This window comes from Streptomyces sp. NPDC040405, assembly GCF_055595765.1.
On the sequence record NZ_JBVIVI010000002.1, the window covers coordinates 931,412 to 950,529 of the forward strand.

General features: G+C 72.9%; 17 protein-coding genes and 1 riboswitch. Of the genes, 9 read left to right on the plus strand and 8 right to left on the minus strand.

The genetic code is table 11. The features are described from left to right. Positions 1-178: 178 nt before the first annotated feature. A complete protein-coding gene (hisN, locus tag ACZ59A_RS11560; protein ID WP_470956675.1) occupies positions 179-973 on the minus strand; it encodes a histidinol-phosphatase in 795 nt (264 codons plus the stop codon). A 102-nt stretch (positions 974-1,075) separates the two neighbouring features. Here hisN and ACZ59A_RS11565 point away from each other — a divergent pair, with 102 nt between their 5' ends. Continuing rightward, positions 1,076-1,726, plus strand: coding sequence for a TetR/AcrR family transcriptional regulator (locus ACZ59A_RS11565; RefSeq protein ID WP_470956678.1), 651 nt, complete (start codon positions 1,076-1,078; stop codon positions 1,724-1,726). On the opposite strand, the gene ACZ59A_RS11570 is transcribed toward ACZ59A_RS11565, so the two are convergent. The 4 genes from ACZ59A_RS11570 to ACZ59A_RS11585 all read right to left on the minus strand — a co-directional run bounded on the left by ACZ59A_RS11570 (position 1,683) and on the right by ACZ59A_RS11585 (position 5,339). Further along, the gene (locus tag ACZ59A_RS11570; protein ID WP_470956681.1) at positions 1,683-2,006 is read right to left on the minus strand and encodes a DMT family transporter; all 324 of its coding nucleotides are present in this window, start codon (positions 2,004-2,006) and stop codon (positions 1,683-1,685) included. The genes ACZ59A_RS11565 and ACZ59A_RS11570 overlap by 44 nt on opposite strands. Before the next feature lie 143 nt (positions 2,007-2,149). Beyond that, entirely contained in the window at positions 2,150-3,157 is a 1,008-nt protein-coding gene (rsgA, locus tag ACZ59A_RS11575) for a ribosome small subunit-dependent GTPase A (protein ID WP_470956684.1), read from the minus strand. A gap of 12 nt (positions 3,158-3,169) precedes the next feature. Beyond that, positions 3,170-4,534 (minus strand): 3-phosphoshikimate 1-carboxyvinyltransferase, encoded by a 1,365-nt coding sequence (aroA, locus tag ACZ59A_RS11580; protein WP_470956687.1) that lies wholly within the window; start codon positions 4,532-4,534, stop codon positions 3,170-3,172. Between the two features lie 91 nt (positions 4,535-4,625). Continuing rightward, positions 4,626-5,339 carry a M50 family metallopeptidase gene (locus ACZ59A_RS11585; protein ID WP_470956689.1) on the minus strand — a complete coding sequence of 238 codons (714 nt, stop codon included), beginning with the start codon at positions 5,337-5,339 and terminating at the stop codon, positions 4,626-4,628. Between the two features lie 48 nt (positions 5,340-5,387). Here ACZ59A_RS11585 and ACZ59A_RS11590 point away from each other — a divergent pair, with 48 nt between their 5' ends. The 8 genes from ACZ59A_RS11590 (at position 5,388) to def (ending at position 13,723) form a co-directional block, all read left to right on the plus strand. After that, positions 5,388-6,218: an SOS response-associated peptidase gene (locus ACZ59A_RS11590; protein ID WP_470956692.1), complete on the plus strand. Its 831-nt coding sequence runs from the start codon at positions 5,388-5,390 to the stop codon at positions 6,216-6,218. Continuing rightward, positions 6,218-6,907 carry an alpha/beta hydrolase family protein gene (locus ACZ59A_RS11595; protein WP_470956695.1) on the plus strand — a complete coding sequence of 230 codons (690 nt, stop codon included), beginning with the start codon at positions 6,218-6,220 and terminating at the stop codon, positions 6,905-6,907. Before ACZ59A_RS11590 ends, ACZ59A_RS11595 begins: the two co-directional genes overlap by 1 nt. Before the next feature lie 285 nt (positions 6,908-7,192). Continuing rightward, positions 7,193-7,885 (plus strand): sigma-70 family RNA polymerase sigma factor, encoded by a 693-nt coding sequence (locus tag ACZ59A_RS11600; RefSeq protein WP_468054340.1) that lies wholly within the window; start codon positions 7,193-7,195, stop codon positions 7,883-7,885. Next, a complete protein-coding gene (rsrA, locus tag ACZ59A_RS11605) occupies positions 7,882-8,217 on the plus strand; it encodes a mycothiol system anti-sigma-R factor (RefSeq protein WP_470956697.1) in 336 nt (111 codons plus the stop codon). Before ACZ59A_RS11600 ends, rsrA begins: the two co-directional genes overlap by 4 nt. Before the next feature lie 238 nt (positions 8,218-8,455). Further along, a complete protein-coding gene (locus ACZ59A_RS11610; protein ID WP_470956699.1) occupies positions 8,456-9,889 on the plus strand; it encodes an HD-GYP domain-containing protein in 1,434 nt (477 codons plus the stop codon). A 521-nt stretch (positions 9,890-10,410) separates the two neighbouring features. Continuing rightward, on the plus strand, positions 10,411-11,721 hold the full coding sequence (locus tag ACZ59A_RS11615; RefSeq protein ID WP_470957901.1) for an HD-GYP domain-containing protein: 1,311 nt from the start codon (positions 10,411-10,413) through the stop codon (positions 11,719-11,721). Positions 11,722-12,008: 287 nt separating this feature from the next. After that, on the plus strand, positions 12,009-12,995 hold the full coding sequence (locus tag ACZ59A_RS11620) for a tetratricopeptide repeat protein (protein WP_055547955.1): 987 nt from the start codon (positions 12,009-12,011) through the stop codon (positions 12,993-12,995). Positions 12,996-13,090: 95 nt separating this feature from the next. Beyond that, positions 13,091-13,723, plus strand: a complete 633-nt coding sequence (gene def / locus ACZ59A_RS11625) for a peptide deformylase (RefSeq protein ID WP_470956702.1) — start codon at positions 13,091-13,093, stop codon at positions 13,721-13,723. A gap of 88 nt (positions 13,724-13,811) precedes the next feature. Here the strand turns inward: def and ACZ59A_RS11630 are convergent, their stop codons facing one another. The 3 genes from ACZ59A_RS11630 to ACZ59A_RS11640 all read right to left on the minus strand — a co-directional run bounded on the left by ACZ59A_RS11630 (position 13,812) and on the right by ACZ59A_RS11640 (position 19,091). Further along, complete coding sequence (locus ACZ59A_RS11630; RefSeq protein ID WP_470956704.1) at positions 13,812-14,843, minus strand: ribonucleotide-diphosphate reductase subunit beta; 1,032 nt, start codon at positions 14,841-14,843, stop codon at positions 13,812-13,814. A gap of 17 nt (positions 14,844-14,860) precedes the next feature. Beyond that, positions 14,861-17,257: a ribonucleoside-diphosphate reductase subunit alpha gene (locus ACZ59A_RS11635; protein WP_468054199.1), complete on the minus strand. Its 2,397-nt coding sequence runs from the start codon at positions 17,255-17,257 to the stop codon at positions 14,861-14,863. Positions 17,258-17,384: 127 nt separating this feature from the next. Next, positions 17,385-17,513, minus strand: a riboswitch (cobalamin riboswitch). Positions 17,514-17,621: 108 nt separating this feature from the next. Further along, positions 17,622-19,091, minus strand: a complete 1,470-nt coding sequence (locus ACZ59A_RS11640; protein ID WP_470956708.1) for an FGGY family carbohydrate kinase — start codon at positions 19,089-19,091, stop codon at positions 17,622-17,624. Positions 19,092-19,118 lie beyond the last annotated feature (27 nt).

Consider the following 19,118-nt stretch of genomic DNA (forward strand, 5'->3'; position numbering starts at 1 on the left):
ATGGATGGAGCCACCTCCTTGAGTGAATCCGTCATGCGCGGTCGATCGCATTCGAGAACGGATTCACAAGTTCACAAGGCTCTGAATTCTCATGTTCACATGCTCCGGCGGACACAACAAGGGCGCGCGGAAGCCGATCTACCGCTCAGCGCGCCCCATACGCTCCCGTTGACAGCCTCTACGGCCGCAGGTAATCCAGCATCGCGTCGTGCAGCAGCCCATTGGACGCCGCCGCGTCGCCGCTGTTGGGGCCCGGTACGCCGTCGAGCCCGGTGAAGCGGCCGCCCGCCTCCTGGACGATCACCGCGTTCGCGGCCATGTCCCACAGCGACAGTTCCGGCTCGGCGCACAGGTCCACCGACCCCTCAGCGACCATCATGTACGGCCAGAAGTCGCCGTAGCCGCGGGTGCGCCAGCAGGCGCGGGTCAGATCGAGGAAGCCGTTCAGCCTGCCGCGCTCCTCCCAGCCGTCGATCGAGGAGTACGCGAACGACGCGTCCCGCAGCTCGGTCACCTTCGATACGTGCAGCCGGGTCGCCGACGACAGGCTCCGGCCGCTGTACGCCCCGAGCCCCTCGGCGGCCCACCAGCGGCGGTGCAGTGCCGGGGCGGAGACCACGCCGACCACCGGCCGGTCGCCGCCCGCGCCGCGCTCCATGAGCGCGATCAGGGTGGCCCAGACCGGAACCCCGCGCACATAGTTCTTGGTGCCGTCGATCGGATCGATCACCCAGCGGCGCGGGCCGGTGCCCTCGCTGCCGAATTCCTCGCCGAGCACCGCGTCCCGCGGGCGGGCGCGCTGGAGCTGGGAGCGGATCAGCTCCTCGGCCGCCTTGTCGGCTTCGCTCACCGGCGTCATGTCGGGTTTCGTCTCGACCTTGAGGTCGAGCGCCTTGAAGCGCTCCATGGTCGCGGCATCGGCGGCGTCGGCCAGAACGTGGGCGAAACGCAGGTCATCGTGGTAGTCGGCCATGGCCGAACAGTATCGATCCGCACCGGGGCGATCCACAGGAGGCTCTTGACACCATCTGGCGGGCCGTCAATTCTGTGCACGCCGAAAGCCTGGGAGGCGACGATGCCCGCAGCGCGTGAATCCTTGCTCGACGCGGCCTTCGCCGCCCTCGCGCGCCGCCCGTGGGCCAGGATCCGGATGACCGACGTCGCCGCGTCGGCCGGGGTGTCGCGGCAGACCCTCTACAACGAGTTCGGCGGCAAGGACGGCCTCGCGCTGGCCCTGGTGCGGCGCGAGGCCGAGGCGTATCTCAGCGGCGTCGAGCGGGCCCTGACCGGGGTGCCGGGCGCCGCCGGGCCCGGTGAGCGGCTGGCGGCGGCGGCCGTGTGGACGGTCCGGGCCGGGAACGAGAACCCCCTCGTCCGGGCGGTGCTCACCGGATGCTGGAACGAACGGCTGCCCACGCCCGCGCGCCCGGCCCCGCTCGGCGGCCCGCTGAGCCCGCCGCGCTCGCGCCGGTCCGCCGCCGTGGAGCCGCTGCCCTCGCCCGTCGATCTGCTGGGGGAGGCGCGGGACCGGGCGGTGCGGCTGCTGGCGGCGGAGTGGCCGTCGGGCGGGCCGGTGGAGCTGGCCCGGGCCTGCGAGACGGCCGCGCGGCTGGCGCTGTCGTACGTGCTGGTGCCCGCGCCCGCCGTGGAGGTGGCGAGCGCGGTGCGCGGCGCGCTCGCCCCTAGTGCCCCGAGCCGGAGAGCTGGAGGCCCACCACGCCGATGATCACCAGCGTGATGGAGATGACCTTCAGCACGGAGACCAGGTCGTTGAGGAAGATCATGCCGTAGATCGCCGTCCCGGCCGCGCCGATGCCCGTCCACACTGCGTACGCGGGCCCCACGTCGAGCTTCTTCAGGGACAGCGTCAGCAGTCCGAAGCTGCCGAGCGCGAACGCGCAGAACGCGATCGTCGGCCAGAGCCTGGTGAACCCGTGCGAGAGCTTGAGGCAGACGGCGAAGCCCGTTTCCAGAAGCCCGGCGACGACGACCAGCAGCCACGCCATACAGATGTCCTCCCGTACCGCTGACGGCTGCCTTCGCCTGGGTTGCCCTGAAGCCGAGTCGCCCTGAACCCGAGCTGCCCTGAAGCCCGGGTTGTCTTGGTGCGATTATCCCTTTACCTCACCGAGTGGGCGGCAAACCCGGATCAGTCGCCCTCCCGCCGCTCGCGGGTGGCGAGCAGCCTCCGCAGGGAGTACAGCCGGGCCGGGTCGGCGTGGCCGTCGGTCACCCACTGGTCCAGGGCGCAGTCCGGCTCGTCGTGGCTGCAGGCGCGCGGGCACTCCTCGGTGCCCGGCTCCAGATCCGGGAAGGCGTGGATGACCCGGGTGGGGTCCACATGGTGCAGTCCGAAGGACCGTACGCCCGGCGTGTCGATCACCCATCCCTTGTCGTCCGGGAGGGGCAGCGCGAGGGCCGAGGTGGTGGTGTGGCGGCCGCGGCCGGTGACCGCGTTCACCCGGCCGGTGGCCCGCTTGCGCTCCGGCACCAGGGCGTTGACCAAGGTGGTCTTGCCGACGCCTGAGTGGCCGACGAAGACCGTGATCCGGTCCGCCAGCCGCTCCCGCACCCGGTCCGCGACCTGGCCGTCGGCCAGTTCGTCGCGGTTGGTGACGACGAACGGCACGCCGAGCGTCCGGTAGGTCTCCAGCAGGCCCTCGGCGGGCGCCAGATCGGACTTGGTGAGGACGAGCAGCGGGTCGAGCCCCGCGTCGAAGGCGGCCACCAGACAGCGGTCGATCAGCCGCGGCCGCGGCTCGGGATCGGCGAGGGCGGTGACGATGGCCAGCTGCTCGGCGTTGGCGACGACCACCCGCTCGAACGGGTCGTCGTCATCGGCGGTCCGGCGCAGCACGGAGGACCGCGCCTCGACGCGCACCACGCGGGCGAGGGTGTCCTTGGCGCCGGACAGGTCGCCGACGACCGCGACCTGGTCGCCGACCACGACGCCCTTGCGGCCGAGTTCACGGGCCTTCATGGCGATGATGGTGCGGCCCTCGATGAGGACATGGAGCCGGCCGCGGTCGACGGTCAGGACCATGCCCTCGGAGGCGTCTTCGTGTTTGGGGCGGATATGGGTGCGCGGACGGTTGCCCCTGCGGTTCGGGCGGACCCGTACGTCGTCCTCGTCGGTGTGCTTGCCGTAGCGGCGCATGGCGGAACGCCCTCAGGCTCCCCGCGCCGGGGATGGTGTCGCGTCGAGCATCCCGGTCCACAGGCCGGGGAAGTCCGGCAGAGTCTTGGCCGTGGTCGCCACGTTCTCGACCTGGACGCCCTCGACGGTCAGGCCCAGGACGGCGGCGGCGGTGGCCAGCCGGTGGTCCTCGTAGGTGTGGAAGATCCCGCCGCGCAGCGTGCGCGGACGGATCCGCAGCCCGTCCTCGGTCTCGGCGACATCGCCGCCGAGTTCGTTGATCTCCTTGGCGAGGGCCGCCAGCCGGTCGGTCTCGTGGAGCCGCAGATGGGCGATGCCGCGCAGGACGGACTCGGAGTCGGCCAGCGCCGCGACCGCCGCGATCACCGGGGTCAGCTCGCCGACCTCGTGCAGATCGGCGTCGATGCCGGTGATCCGGCCGGTGCCGGTGAAGGTCAGCCCGGCGTCGGTCAGCTCGCAGGAACCGCCCATGTCGGTGAAGATCCGGCGCAGCGCGTCACCGGGCTGGGTGGTGTGCTCCGGCCAGTCGGGGATGGTCACCCGGCCGCCGGTGACCAGGGCGGCGGCCAGGAACGGCGCCGCGTTGGACAGATCGGGCTCGACGACCAGGTCCCGGCCCAGCAGCGCGCTCGGCGCGACCCGCCACACGCCCTGCTCGCCGCCCGCCTCGGGGGTGTCGACCCGCGCGCCCGCCGCGCGCAGCATGTCGACCGTCATCCGGATGTGCGGCAGGGAGGGCAGCGCGGCGCCGATGTGGCGCACCTCGACCCCCTGGTTGAAGCGCGGCGCGGAGAGCAGCAGCGCGCTGACGAACTGGGAGGACGCCGAGGCGTCGATCCGGACCGGGCCGCCGTCCAGCGCCCCGCCGCCGTGCACGGTCAGCGGCAGCGCGCCGCGGCCGTCGTCGTCGATGCGGGCGCCCAGCGCGCGCAGCGCGTCGATCACGCCGTGCAGCGGGCGCTCGTGCGAGCGCGGGTCGCCGTCGAAGCGGACCGGGCCGTCGGCGAGGGAGGCGACCGGCGGCAGGAAGCGCATCACGGTGCCCGCGTTGCCGACGTCGATGGTGGCCGGGCCGTGCAGCCCGGCGGGGATGACCCGCCATGCCTCGCCGCTGCCCGCGCCGAAGGCGCTGTCGGAGACGGTCTCCTCGATGCCGACGCCCATCGTGCGCAGCGCGTCGGCCATCAGCAGGGTGTCGCGGGAGCGCAGCGGCCGGCGCAGCCAGCCGGGCTCGGCGGCGAGCGCGGCCAGGATCAGACCACGGTTGGTGACGGACTTCGATCCGGGCACCGTGACGGTCGCGTCGACCGCCCCGTCAGCGGTCGGGGCGGGCCAGAGGGCGGTGTGATCGCCCGGGGAAGTCTCAATGCCGGTCATGGGTCTCACTTTAGTGGCTCACCGAGAGTGCGAATCTCGATCAAAAGTGGCGAAACCCAGTCGAAACACAGCGCTGGTACAGGGGTACGGGTCACAGCCGCAGCAGCCAGCGGCCGCCGCCGATCAGCGAGCACAGCGAGACGACGTGGAAGAGCAGCAGCCACACCACGGCCGGGACATTGGTGAGCCGGGCCAGCTGATCGGGGTCGGAGTCGTACGCCCCGCCGGACCGCCGCTTGCCCTGGAGCTCGAAGGGCGGACGGACGCCGCCGATGAGCAGGAACCACACCACGCCGTACGCGAACGCGGCCTGTACGTCCGGCTCGGTCAGCCAGGAGACGAGGAAGAAGGCGGCCCCGGCGGTGACGACCGTGAGCACGCCGTACGCGTTACGGATCATCACCAGCATCACGGCGAGCAGCCCCGTCGTCCCCCACAGCAGCGCGGTGATGTGGTTCGCGGCCAGCAGCCAGGCGCCGAGCAGCCCGATCAGGGAGGGCGCGGTGTATCCGGCGGCGGCCGTGAGGACCATGCCGATGCCGGTGGGCTTGCCGCGCGAGACGGTCAGGCCCGAGGTGTCCGAGTGCAGCCGTATGCCGTCCAGACGCCGCCCGCTCAGCAGCGCGACCAGTCCGTGGCCGCCCTCGTGGGCGATCGTGATCGCGTTGCGGGATATGCGCCAGGAGGTACGGAAGACGACGACGGCGAGGGCTATCACTCCGGTGGAGGCGACCAGCCACAGCGTGGGGTCGGGCTGGGCGCCCACGACCCGGTCCCACAGATCGGCGGCGTTCGTTGCGTCCATGTGCGGGCGGCTCCTCGGCTCGGGTTGCGTCGTGGCAGTGTGGCACCTATGTGCGGTCGATACGCAGCGAGCCGGAGACCCGAGGATCTCGCCGGAGTCTTCGGGGTGGAGAAGTGGGAGCCGGAGGAGACCTTGGCGCCCGACTGGAACGTCGCGCCCACCAAGGACGTGTACGCGGTGCTGGAACGGCCGCTCAAGGGACCCGAGGCCCAAGCCGCCGGACCGCGGCCGGTCCGTCAGCTGCGGACGCTGAAGTGGGGCCTGATCCCGTCCTGGTCGAAGTCCCCCGAGGGCGGCGCGAAGATGATCAATGCCCGGGCCGAGACCGTGCACGAGAAGCCCTCGTACCGGCGCCCCTTCGCCTCGCGCCGCTGCATCCTGCCCGCCGACGGCTACTACGAGTGGGTCACCGGGTCGGGGGAGCGGCAGCTGGAGGAGAAGGGGAAGCGCAAACGGCCGCGCAAGCAGCCGTACTTCGTGACCCCGGTGGACGGTTCGGTCATGGCGATGGCCGGGCTGTACGAGTTCTGGCGGGACCGCACGCTGCCGGACGAGCATCCGCGTGCCTGGTGGGTGACCTGCACCGTGATCACCACCGAGGCGGAGCAGGAGCCGTTCGCGGACGGTGCCGCGGGCGAGGGGCCGCACTCGCTGGCCGACATCCATCCGCGGATGCCGCTCGTCCTCACCGAGGACCGCTGGGACTCCTGGCTGGATCCGGCCCGTACCGACCCCGACGACCTGCGCCCGCTGCTGGCGCCGCCGCCCGCGGGGCTGCTGCGCGCGTACCCCGTCGGGACCGGGGTCAGTGACGTCCGCAACAACGGCCCGGAGCTGCTGACCGAGCTGGAGGGCCCGGAAGAGGGCACTCTGTTCTGATGACGCGCACTACTGGGACAACTGGGAAAACTGGGGCGACTGGGGCGACGCCCACCGCCGAGACCGTGCCGACCCCGGTCGGCGACGCCCGTATCACCTGGCACCACGCCCCCGGCGCGCACGCCGTGCTGGCCGTCTCCCATGGCGCGGGCGGCGGCATCGAGGCGCGCGACCTGCGGGCGCTGGCCGCCGCGCTGCCGCCGCGGGGGGTGAGCGTCGCGCTGGTCGAGCAGCCGTGGCGGGTGGCGGGCAAGAAGGTCGCGCCCGCCCCCAAGACCCTCGACACCGGCTGGCGCGCGCTGTGGCCCGCGCTGGAGCGGCCCGGCCTGCCGGTCGTCGCGGGCGGCCGCAGCGCGGGGGCGCGGGTGGCCTGCCGTACGGGGGCCGAGCTGGGCGCCCGCGCCGTGCTGGCGCTGTCCTTCCCGCTGCACCCGCCGGGCAAGCCGGAGAAGTCCCGCGCCGAGGAGCTGCTGTCCACGGGCCTCCCGACGCTGGTTGTGCAGGGCGGCCGGGACGCCTTCGGCCGCCCCGGGGAGTTCCCGGCACTGCCGGAGGCCACGGAACTGGTCGAGGTGGAGCACGGTGACCACGGCTTCGCCGTGCCGAAGTCGGCGGACATCACCGAACCGGAGGCCCTCGCCGTGATCACCGGGGCCGTCGCCGAGTGGCTGCCGCGCGCCGTGGCTTGAGCGTGCGGGAGCCGGGGTGTGGGAGAGATCACGGGAATGCGACCCCGGGGGTCGGTGTTATACGCGTCGTAGGTACCGACCGCGTAAGAGGCACCAGCACGAGGAGAGGGAGTTCCCCGCATGGGTTCGCTTGCTTGCCCGGCCCGCCCGCACAGCGCTGACCTGGACTGGCGTCAGCTGGAGGCGGAGCAGACCGCGAAGATCGAGGCGGCGGGCGGACCGGATCGTCGTCTATTCTCCGATTCGAGCGGGTCCGCATCCGGCCCCGCCGCAGAAACGGAGGAGGTGGGTCAGGTCACTGGGACCGACGCAGAGACCGACGGCGTCATCGAGGGAGAGCCGGCCGAGCAGCGGAAGGAGACGTCCGCGGAGCGCAACGCGCGCTTCGAGCGGGACGCCCTGACGTTCCTCGACCAGATGTACTCTGCCGCGCTGCGCATGACCCGTAATCCGGCCGACGCAGAGGACCTCGTGCAGGAGACGTACGCGAAGGCGTACGGGTCCTTCCACCAATTCCGCGAGGGCACCAACCTCAAGGCGTGGCTGTACCGCATCCTGACCAATACGTTCATCAACTCGTACCGCAAGAAGCAGCGCGAACCCCAGCGCAGTGCGGCCGAGGAGATCGAGGACTGGCAGCTCGCGCGCGCCGAGTCGCATATGTCGACCGGTCTGCGGTCCGCCGAGTCCCAGGCCCTTGACCACCTGCCGGATTCGGATGTCAAGGAAGCCCTTCAGGCCATTCCCGAGGAATTCCGGATCGCGGTCTACCTCGCGGATGTCGAGGGGTTTGCGTACAAGGAGATCGCCGACATCATGGGGACACCCATCGGTACGGTGATGTCCCGCCTGCACCGTGGGCGCCGTCAGCTGCGCGACATGCTGGAGGACTACGCCCGTGGGCGCGGGCTCGTCCCGGCGGGCGCGTCCGGTGCGGCGGCGGACGAGTCGCACGATCGGAAAGGCGCGGACTCATGAGCTGCGGAGACCCGCACGAGACGGATTGCTCCGAGGTCCTCGACCATCTCTACGAGTTCCTCGACCGCGAGATGCCCGACGGGGACTGCGCCAAGTTCGAGGTCCACTTCGACGAGTGCTCCCCCTGCCTGGAGAAGTACGGTCTGGAGCAGGCCGTGAAGAAGCTCGTCAAGCGGTGCTGCGGGCATGACGACGTGCCCACCGACCTCCGTTCGAAGGTCATGGGCCGCATCGAGCTGATCCGTTCCGGGCAGGCGGTGCCCGAGCGCGACCTCACCGCGGAGACGACGGACACCACCGAGGCGCATACGCCCACCACCGCCCAGGAATGACCCTCGCCCGCGGGCCGCGGGCGGTGTGAACCGAAGATCCGGTCAGGCGTGAATCGAAGATCCGGTCAGGTATGACCGAAGATCTGATCAGGCGGGACCGAAGGTCCGATCATCACCCGAAGGGGTGCAATCGGACGGTCCAGCCGGTCCCGCCCGCCGCATGCGGCCCTATTCTCCCCAGTCTGACCCGCCCCCGACGGGGGCGACGACCGGACGCGGATGGGGAGGAGGGCGGCCGATGCGGGCACTTCCTCTCGGGGCGCGCGCCTATGTGGTGAGCGCCGTGCTCACCGCGGTGCTGTGCGCCGCCCCGGTGCTGCGGCCCCAGGCGGCCGTCCCGTGGGCCACGGTGATCCTGCTCGCCGCGGTGTACGCGGTGGGGTCCCGCACGGTGCGGGCCCCGTCCCCCGAATGGTGCAGCCCCGTCCTTCTGGCCGGGGCCTTTCTGCTGCCGCCCGCCGCCGCGGCGCTCGTCGCGGTGCCGGGGGCGCTGCTGGGCCGGGTCGAGCGGCAGCCCGCGCCGGTACGGCGCGCCTGGCGTGCCGCGCAGCTCTCACTGGCCGTCTGGGCCGCCGCGTACGCCTTCCGGGCCCTCGGTGGCCCGTACGCGCTGCGCGCCGCCGAGAACCCCGGTGTGCCCGGTTTTCCGCGGGCCCTGGCCGCCGCGCCGACCGCCGCGCTCGTGCTGGGGCTGGTCACCGCCGCGCTGGAAGGCGGGGTGCTGGTCCTCGCCGAGCGCCGTTCGGCGCGTGCCGCCTGGCGCGGACGGCACCTGAGCGCGCTGGCGCCCCAGCTGCTCCACGGGCCCGCCGGGCTCGCCATGGCGGTGCTGTGGCGCAGCCCGTACGGACCGGCGGCGGCCCTGCTGGTGCTGCTGCCGATGTACGTCTGCGCCTGCGTCTTCGCGCTCTGCCACCGCGAGCGCGCCGCCCACCAGGCCACCATCCGCGCCCTCGTCCAGGCGGTCGACATCAAGGACCGCTACACCCGGGGCCACAGCGAGCGGGTCGGCCGCGCCTCCGTGCTGATCGCCCGCGAGCTGGGCATGAGCGGCGACCGGCTGGAGGCCCTGCGCATCGCGGGCATCCTGCACGACGTGGGCAAGCTCGGCGTCCCCACCCGGCTGCTGCGCAAGAACGGCCCGCTGACCCCCGAGGAGCGCCGCGTCATCGAGCTGCACCCCGAATACGGCCACGAGATGGTGCGCGGCATCCGCTTCCTGGGCGAGGCGAGGACGGCCATCCTGCACCACCACGAGCGGCTGGACGGCAGCGGCTATCCGTACGGGCTGACCGGGGCGCAGATCCCGGAGTTCGCGCGGGTGGTCGCGGTCGCGGACGCCTTCGACGCGATGACCTCGACGCGTACGTACAGCAGGGCCCGCCCGGTGGAGACGGCGGTCGCAGAGCTGAAGCGGTGCGCGGGCACGCAGTTCGACCCGCGCATGGTGCGGGCCCTGGCCCGCGCGCTGGACCGGCACGGCTGGCACGCCGCGGTCACCGCGGACGCCCGTACCGAGGCCCGCGCGGACGCGGCGGCGGGCGCCGCGGGCGCCGCCGACGAGCGCGGAAACGTCCCGGCGCCCCCGCTCGTACGCGCCGCGGCGACGGGCCCCGCCGACCGCGCTCCCGCCCCGCCGCCGGTCCCGGATGACCCCGGCGGTGGCTCATGACCCCCGCCCGCGGTCCCGGCCCGGGCGGCCGGGACCGGGACGTCCGGCCTCCCGCCCGTCCGCGCCCCGCCTCCCCGCCCGGAACCGCCCGGGCGGGGGAACCCGGGCCCGAGGGGCCGGACCCCTGCCCGCCCGGCGCCCCCGACCCCGCAGCGGGGCGGGAGCCCGGCGGGCCGTTCCCGCGGTCGGGCGCGGTCCCGCGCAGGGGCCGAGGCCGGAGCGGGGCGTGGCGCGGGCCGGGCGCCTCCACGCCTCCGCCCGGCGCGCCCGGCAGCGAGGGTCCGGAGGGCGGCACCGGCGCCGCCGCGGAGCGGGCGACCGGAGACCCGGTCGAGGACCACGGCGCGGCGCAGGACCTGGACCGGGACCTGGACCGGGACCGGAGCGCGGCGGCGTGGGCCGCGCGGCGGGCGGGCGGGCGGGTGGCCGGGCCCCGTCGCCCCGAGGGCATGTCCGGCGGCCTCGGGCGGCTGGCGGATAACCATGCGCGCGCGGTCCGGCGGGCCCGTGCGGCGCGGGAAATGGGCACGGCGGCACCACGGCGCGGGAGCCGGGGCACCCTCGGCGCGGTGTACGGCGCCGCCGGGGTGCTCGCCCTGGTGGCGCTCGTCTGGACGGAGTGGCACGGGATACGCGAGCCGGGGGCGGCGCTCGCCTTCGGGCTGCTCATCGCCCTCGGGGAAGCCATCCGGTGCGGCGACGCCCCGGCCGCGCTCCCGCGCGCGAGCGGGGCGCACGAGCAGCGCGGCGAGCCCACGCCCCTCGCCGCCGCGGGCGCCCTCGGATACGCCCTGCTGGGGAAGCTGGGCGGGGAGCCCACCAGCCATGGGGTGCTCCAGGTCGTCACCGTCGTCGTGGCGGCCTCCCTGACCGGCCTGGTGCCGCGCATGGCGCTCGGGCGCCCGGCCGACCCGGGCCACACCGCCCGCCGGGTGCTGACCGTGGGGTTCGCGGCCACCTGCTTCCAACCGTTGCACCACACCGGCCGGTTGGCCTCCTGGCTGGGGCACGGCCCCGCCCTCGTCGGCTACTTGCTGGCCGTGCTGGCCCTGACCGCGCTGTGCGACGTGGTGCTCGCGGCCGCCCTGTCCCGCGCCCGCACCGGCTGGCCGTACGGGCCGCTGCTCCGCGACGAGCTGCGGGCGCTGAGCGGAATAGGGTCGGCGATCTGCGCGACCGGGGTGGTGATGGCGCTCACGGTGGCCGTCGCCGGGCTGTGGGCGCTGCCGGTGCTGGCGCTGCCGCCGCTGCTGATCCAGTACTCGTTCCGCCGCTACGCCGCGATCCGGGCCACCTACCGGCAGACCATCGCCTCCCTGGCCCGCTCGACCGAGATCGCCGGGTACACCCCCGTCGGCCATGCCCGCAAGGTCGCCGGGCTCAGCCGGGCGGTCGGCCGTGAGCTGGGGCTTTCCGAGCCTGCCCTGACTGTGCTGGAATACGCGGCGCTGATGCACGACATCGGGCAGCTGTCCCTGGTGGACCCGGTACCCGCCGGGGCGACCGAGCCGCTGGCCCGTGCCGAGCAACGACGGATCGCGCTGCTGGGCGGTGCCGTGGTACGGCAGACGGGGGTGCCCTCGGAGGTGGCGGTGATCGTCGAACGGCAGGCGGATCCGTACCGCGAACAGCCCCTGTCCGCGCGTATCGTGCGCGCGGTGAACGCGTACACCGAGGCGGCGGGCGGCCCGGCCGCCGCGGAAAAGGGGGGAGCGGCGCCGCTGTGCGCCCTGGAGCGGCTGCGGCTGGGCACCGCGCGGGATTTCGACCCGGCGGTGGTCGAGGCGCTGGCGACGGTGCTGTCCCGCCCGGCGTACGACCGCTCCCGGTGAGGAATCCGATAAGGAAACCGGTGGGGAAACCGGGGAAGAATCCGGTGATGAATGCGGAACTCGCGGGTAATGAGCGGGTCTCCCAAGAGGCATGGTTGGATGCGAGAGAGGGGTGTCGGGCCGATGGCCGGTGGCAAGGAGGTGTGGTGGGCATCGTCTCCCGGCCGAAGCGTGAGGGGCTGGGCTGAGATGTCCGCGGATGTGTGGCAGGTTGTCTTCCAGGGAGGGCAACGCCGTCCGCGTAAGGCTCTGGTACGGGACTACTTCGATACCGGCAGGCGGGAATCGTGAAGATCTTCGGCAAGGTACGGCACCGGCCGTCCGCCTCATGGCGGCAGGCCACGGACCGTGCGTTCACGCTCATCGGCGACGGCCGGTACGAGGACGCGGGCGCGCTGCTGACCCGCGCCGCCGACCTGGAGCCGTGGCTGTCGGAGTCCTGGTTCAACCTCGCGCTGCTGCACAAGTTCCGGCACGACTGGGAGCAGGCCCGGGCCGCCGGGCTGCGCGCCGTCGCCCTGCTGGACCGCGAGGCGGGCGCTCCCGACTGGTGGAACGTGGGCATCGCCGCGACCGCCCTCCAGGACTGGCCGCTGGCCCGCCGCGCCTGGCAGGCGTACGGGCTGAAGGTGCCCGGGGAGGCGTCCGCGTCCGGTGAGCCGCTCGGCATGGAGCTGGGCAGCGCCGCGGTGCGGCTGTCGCCCGAGGGCGAGGCCGAGGTGGTCTGGGGCCGCCGTCTGGACCCGGCCCGGATCGAGGTGCTGTCCATCCCGCTGCCGTCCTCCGGGCGGCGCTGGGGCGAGGTGGTGCTGCACGACGGCGTACCGCACGGTGAGCGCGTGACCGCCGCGGGCCCGGCCTACCCCGTCTTCGACGAGATCGAGCTGTGGGCGCCGTCCCCGGTGCCGACCTGGGTGGTGCTGCTGGAGGCGGCCACCGAGGCCGACCGGGACGCCCTGGAGCGGCTGGCGGCGGACGCGGGCTTCGCCGCCGAGGACTGGTCGTCGTCGGTGCGGCTGCTGTGCCGCTCCTGTTCGGAGAGCCGGATGCCCAGCGACGAGGGCGAGGGCGAGCACCTGGACCCGCACGACCACAGTGAGCCGGGTCACCCCGGTCCGCTGGGGCACCGTACGGCGGGCTCGGGCTCGCTGTGGGTCGCCGAGCGCGAATGCGGGATCGCCGCCCCCAGCGGGCTGGTGCGGGGGCTGCTGGACGGCTGGGTCGCCGACAGCCCGGACACCCGGGAGTGGCGGGACCTGGAAGAGGTCTGCTGAATGCCCGGAAAGGGCCACTGATCCCGCTGCCGTCCGGGCGGGCCGTACCCTGTAGGGCGACGCATCAGGGTTTGAAGGAAGGCGTACGGCGGACGATGTCGCAGCAAGGGACCACGAAGCAGCAGGTGGACGACGAGTTCGTCGTGGACACGGAGGACTGCGAGGAGCGCGAGCGGGCGTACCGCGAGCGCGGCACCGCCCGCCCGATCACCGTCGTCGGCAACCCGGTGCTCCACAAGGAGTGCCAGGACGTCACCGAGTTCGACGAGAAGCTCGCGGCGCTGATCGACGACATGTTCGCCAGCCAGCGGGCGGCGGAGGGCGTGGGCCTGGCCGCCAACCAGATCGGCGTCGGCCTGAAGGTCTTCGTCTACGACTGCATGGACGACGAGGGCGTACGCCACGTCGGCGTGGTCTGCAACCCGGTGCTGGAGGAACTGCCCGCCGACCGGCGCGTGCTGGACGACTCCAACGAGGGCTGCCTGTCGGTCCCCACCGCCTACTGCGAGCTGGCCCGCCCGGACTACGCGGTGGTGCGCGGCCGGGACGCCGAGGGCAAGCCGATCACGGTGCGCGGCACCGGCTACTTCGCGCGCTGCCTCCAGCACGAGACCGACCACCTGTACGGCTACCTCTACATCGACCGCCTCTCCAAGCGCGACCGCAAGGATGTGCTCCGGCAGATGGCGGAGGGCACCGCGCGCTACGAGACGGTGCCGAACGACTGAGCACCCCGTGCACGGCAAAGGGCCGGACCCCTGGCGGGGTCCGGCCCTTTCGCGCTTCTACGGCACCGAGGCACCGAGGCTCAGCGGCTCAGAAGTCGTCGTCGAAGGAGACCGAGCCCTCGACCGCCACCTGGTAGGCCGAGGCGCGGCGCTCGAAGAAGTTGGTCAGCTCCTGGACGTCCTGCAGCTCCATGAAGGAGAACGGGTTCTCCGAGCCGAAGACCGCGGGGAAGCCCAGCCGCTTCAGGCGCTGGTCGGCCACGCACTCCAGGTACGAGCGCATCGACTCGGTGTTCATGCCCGGCAGCCCGTCGCCGCACAGGTCGTGGGCGAACTGCAGCTCCGCCTCGACGGCCTCCTTCAGCATGTCGGTGACCTGCTGCTCCAGCTCGTCGTCGAAGAGGTCGGGCTCCTCCTCGCGGACGGTGTCCACGACCGAGAAGGCGAACTCCATGTGCATGGACTCGTCGCGGAACACCCAGTTGGTGCCGGTCGCCAGGCCGTGCAGCAGACCGCGCGAGCGGAACCAGTAGACGTAGGCGAAGGCGCCGTAGAAGAAGAGCCCCTCGATGCACGCCGCGAAGCAGATCAGGTTGAGCAGGAAGCGGCGCCGGTCGGACTTGCTCTCCAGCCGGTCGATCTTCTCCACCGAGTCCATCCAGCGGAAGCAGAAGTCCGCCTTCTCCCGGATGGAGGGGATGTTCTCGACGGCCGCGAAGGACGCCGCCCGGTCGTCCGGGTCGGGGAGGTAGGTGTCCAGCAGGGTCAGATAGAACTGGACGTGCACGGCCTCCTCGAAGAGCTGCCGCGACAGGTACAGCCGCGCCTCGGGGGAGTTGATGTGCTTGTAGAGCGTCAGCACCAGGTTGTTGGAGACGATCGAGTCGCCGGTCGCGAAGAACGCCACCAGCCGGCTGATCATGTGCTGCTCGCCCGGGGAGAGCTTGGCGAGGTCGGCGACGTCCGAGTGGAGGTCGACCTCTTCCACGGTCCAGGTGTTCTTGATCGCGTCCCGGTAGCGGTCGTAGAACTGCGGGTACCGCATCGGCCGCAGGGTCAGCTCGAAGCCCGGGTCCAGCAGGTTCTTGGTATGGCCCGGCGCGGTGTTCACGGTGGTCATCTCGGATGCGGTGGGCATTACTGGCAGGCCTCGCAGGACTCGGGGTTTTCCAGGGAGCAGGCGACCGCGTCGTCGTCGGCGGGCGCCGCCTGAGCGGGGACGGTGGCCGTGGCGGCGCCGCCACGGGCGCTCTGGGCGATCCGGGTCGCCGGGCGGGAGCGCAGGTAGTACGTGGTCTTGATGCCGCGCTTCCAGGCGTACGCGTACATCGAGCTGAGCTTGCCGATGGTCGGCGCCGCCATGAAGAGGTTCAGCGACTGGCTCTGGTCGAGGTACGGGGTACGGGCCGCCGCCATGTCGATCAGGGCGCGCTGCGGGACCTCCCACGCGGTCCGGTACAGGTCGCGTACGTCCTGCGGGACCCAGGAGAGGTCCTGGACCGAGCCGTTGGCCTCGCGCAGCGCGTCCCGGGTCTGGGTGTCCCATACGCCGAGCTTCTTGAGGTCGTTCACCAGGTAGGAGTTGACCTGGAGGAACTCACCGCTGAGCGTTTCGCGCTTGAAGAGGTTGGAGACCTGCGGCTCGATGCACTCGTACACGCCCGCGATGGAGGCGATGGTGGCGGTCGGCGCGATCGCCAGGAGCAGCGAGTTCCGCATGCCGGTCGTCGCCATCCGCTGCCGCAGCGCCTCCCAGCGCTCGGGCCAGGTGGCCCGCGCGCCGGTGTAGTGGTCCGGGTGGAGCACGCCGCGCGCGGTGCGGGTCTCGGCCCAGGCCGGGTGCGGGCCGTGGCGCTCGGCGAGGTCGCAGGACGCCTCGTACGCGGCGAGCATGATGCGCTCGGAGATCCGGGTGGAGAGCGCCGTCGCCTCGGGCGAGTCGAACGGCAGCCGCAGCCGGAAGAAGACGTCCTGGAGGCCCATCAGGCCCAGCCCCACCGGACGCCAGCGGGAGTTGGAGGCGCCCGCCTCCTCGGTGGGGTAGAAGTTGATGTCCACCACGCGGTCGAGGAAGGTCACGGCGGTGCGGACGGTGCGGTCCAGCCGCTCCCAGTCCATCTCGCCGCCCTCACCGAGGTGGGCCGCGAGGTTGACCGAGCCGAGGTTGCAGACGGCCGTCTCGCCGTCGTCGGTGACCTCCAGGATCTCGGTGCACAGGTTGGAGGAGTGGACGACCCGGCCCGGCTCGGCGGTCTGGTTGGCGGTGCGGTTGGCGGCGTCCTTGAACGTCATCCAGCCGTTGCCGGTCTGCGCGAGGGTGCGCATCATCCGGGCGTACAGCTGGCGCGCCGGGACCTGCTTGAGCGCCCGCCCCTCGGCCTCGGCCTTCCGGTACGCGGCCTCGAACTCCTCGCCCCACAGGTCGACCAGCTCGGGCGCGTCCGCGGGCGAGAACAGCGACCAGTCGGCGTCCGCCTCGACCCGGCGCATGAACTCGTCCGGGATCCAGTGCGCGATGTTGAGGTTGTGGGTGCGGCGGGCCTCTTCGCCCGTGTTGTCCCGCAGCTCCAGGAACTCCTCGACGTCCGCGTGCCAGGTCTCCAGGTAGACGCAGGCCGCGCCCTTGCGCCGGCCGCCCTGGTTGACGGCGGCCACCGAGGCGTCGAGCGTGCGCAGGAACGGCACGATGCCGTTGGAGTGCCCGTTGGTGCCGCGGATCAGCGAACCGCGGGCGCGGATGCGGGAGTACGACAGACCGATGCCGCCCGCGTGCTTCGACAGCCGCGCCACCTGGTGGTAGCGGTTGTAGATCGAGTCCAGCTCGTCCAGCGGCGAGTCCAGCAGATAGCAGGAGGACATCTGCGGGTGCCGGGTGCCGGAGTTGAACAGCGTGGGGGAGCTGGGCAGGTACGACAGCGTGCTGGTCATCCGGTACAGCTCGGCGACGTCCGCCAGCGCCCGTGTCGACAGGTCCTCGGCGAGCCCGCAGGCCACGCGCAGCAGGAAGTGCTGCGGGGTCTCGATCACCTGACGGGTAATCGGGTGGCGCAGCAGGTAGCGGCTGTGCAGGGTGCGCAGCCCGAAGTAGCCGAAGCGGTCGTCCGCCCCGTCGGCCAGCGCCTGGTCGACCAGCGCGTCCAGCCGGGCGGCGTGGGTGGTCGCGAACTCGGCCGTGGAGTCGGCGATCAGGCCCTCGCGGTGGCCCACGGCGACGGAGGCGGAGAACGAGTCCGCGCCCTGCCCGGCCGCCTCGTCGGCGATCGCGCGGGTCAGCAGCCGCGCGGCGAGCTTGGAGTACTCCGGCTCCTCGCCGATGAGTCCGGCCGCCGCCTCGGTCGCCAGGGAGCGCAACTCCGCCTCGTCCGAGCCGGGATGGCGGCCGCGCAGGGCGGCGGCCGCGACCTTGCCGGGGTCGGTGGCGGGCAGGTCGGCGGTGAGCGCGGTCAGGGTCCGCAGCAGGGCGGTCCCGGGCGCGTCGGCCACTGCCGGAGTATCGGCTGCCTCTGAAACCGGGTCGGCGGGCGCGATGGTCACTGAAGTGTTCTCCCTCGCTCGGCTGGGGGCCTTCGAGGGCGGTGCGCGATGGCCGCTCACGGGCATGCCGATTTCGTTTCACGGCACACCGCGCAGCGTCCATCGACCCACCCCGCGAGGCCCGGACGTATGCAGACGGCCGTCGGCAGGTCATCGGACTCACGGGTACGCGAAAGCGCACACGTACACCGTTGCGGGACAGTTCCGGATTCGCACCGGATTCCCCTGCGGCGACAGCGAGGACGAGCATACATCTTGTGTCGTGCTGCGCACGCGCCCCCAGATGTTGTGTCGTCAGCTGGGGGGATTCGTATATATGTACGAGTTGCGCCGGGTCTTGGCCGCGCCGGAATCCCAGGAAAAACTAGCTTCCCGGACCGCTCGCCCGCCATTCGCCCAGGGCACGGGCGAGGCGGTCGCGGTAGTCGGCGTAGCCGTCCTCGTAGGCGCCGCGAAGATCGTCCCGCGGCTCGACGGTACGGGACGCGGCGCGCCAGCGGGACGCGTCCACGGGGTCGCCGAGCGACCGCCAGGCGACCGCGGCGGCGCCCCGCGCGCCGACCTCCGGCTCGTCCGGTACGGCCACCGGGCGGCCCAGGACGTTCGCGAAAATCTCCGTCCACGCGGCCGAGCGCACGCCCCCGCCGCACAGCGCGAGCCGCCCCGAGAGCCCGGCCGCCTCCAGGCAGTGGCGGGCCGCGTAGGCGATGGCCTCGCACACGGCCCGTACGGTGTCGGCGCGGGTGGAGGCGAGGGTGAGGCCGTCCAACCGCCCCTGGGCGGCGGGCTCCACGAAGGGGGCGCGCTCCCCGGCGCCGGACAGGAAGGGCAGCGCGGTCACGCCGTTCGCGCGCGGCGGGCTCCGGTCGAGCAGGGTGTCGAGGTCGGCGGTGGTCGTCCCTGTGAGATCGAGCACCCACTCCAGCGCGGCGGTGCCGACCATCGCGGGCATCGCGCGCAGCCAGCGGTCCGGGTCGGGGGTGCACAGCCACATTCCGGCCGGATCGGCCGAAGGGTCCACCGCCGCGCGGTCGGTGAGCACCTGGCAGGCCAGCGTGGTGCCGACGATGAGCAGCCCGTCGCCCACGTCCCGCACCCCGCTGCCGATGGCGCACGCCGGAAGGTCGTACGGACCGGAGACGACGGGCAGTCCGGGCGGCAGCCCGGTCAGCCGGGCCCCCTCGTCGTCCAGTGCGAGTACGGAGCCGGGCGCGGCGGGGCGCGGCAGCAGCCGGGCGTGGTCGGCCAGTCCGCACAGCTCCAGCGCGGCGGGCACATAGGTGCGGGTGGTGACATCGAGGAACGGCAGGGAGGCGTCGGAGGCGTCCACGGTGAGGACACCGGTCAGCCGCTGGGCCACCGCGTCCACGCAGTAACCCGCGACCGCAGCCCGCTCCAGCGCCTCCGGCTCGTGCTCGGCCAGCCAGCGCAGCAGCGGGGCATGGCAGCCCGGGAACAGCCCGGAGCCGGTGCGGGCGTAGAGGGCGGCGAGCGTGCCGTCGGCGCGCCAGCGGGCGATGGTCCCGCCGCCCCGGCCGTCCAGCCAGGAGATCGGCGGACGCACCGCCCGGCCCGCCTCGTCCCGCAGCCACAGCCCGTCGCCCTGGCCGGTGAGCGCGAGCGCGACGGGCGGGCCGGGGAGCGCCGCGGCCACCTCGCGCACCACCTCGGCGACCGTGCGCAGCACGTCCTCCAGGTCCTGTTCGACCCGGCCGCCGGGGAGGCGGTCCAGCGTGCTGGGGCGGGCCGCGGAGGCGAGTGCGACCCCGTCGCGGCCGAAGGCCACGGCCTTGGTGACGGAGGTGCCGACATCCACTCCGATGATCACGCGCATTCCCTGCCGCCCTCCGCAATCCCGGTG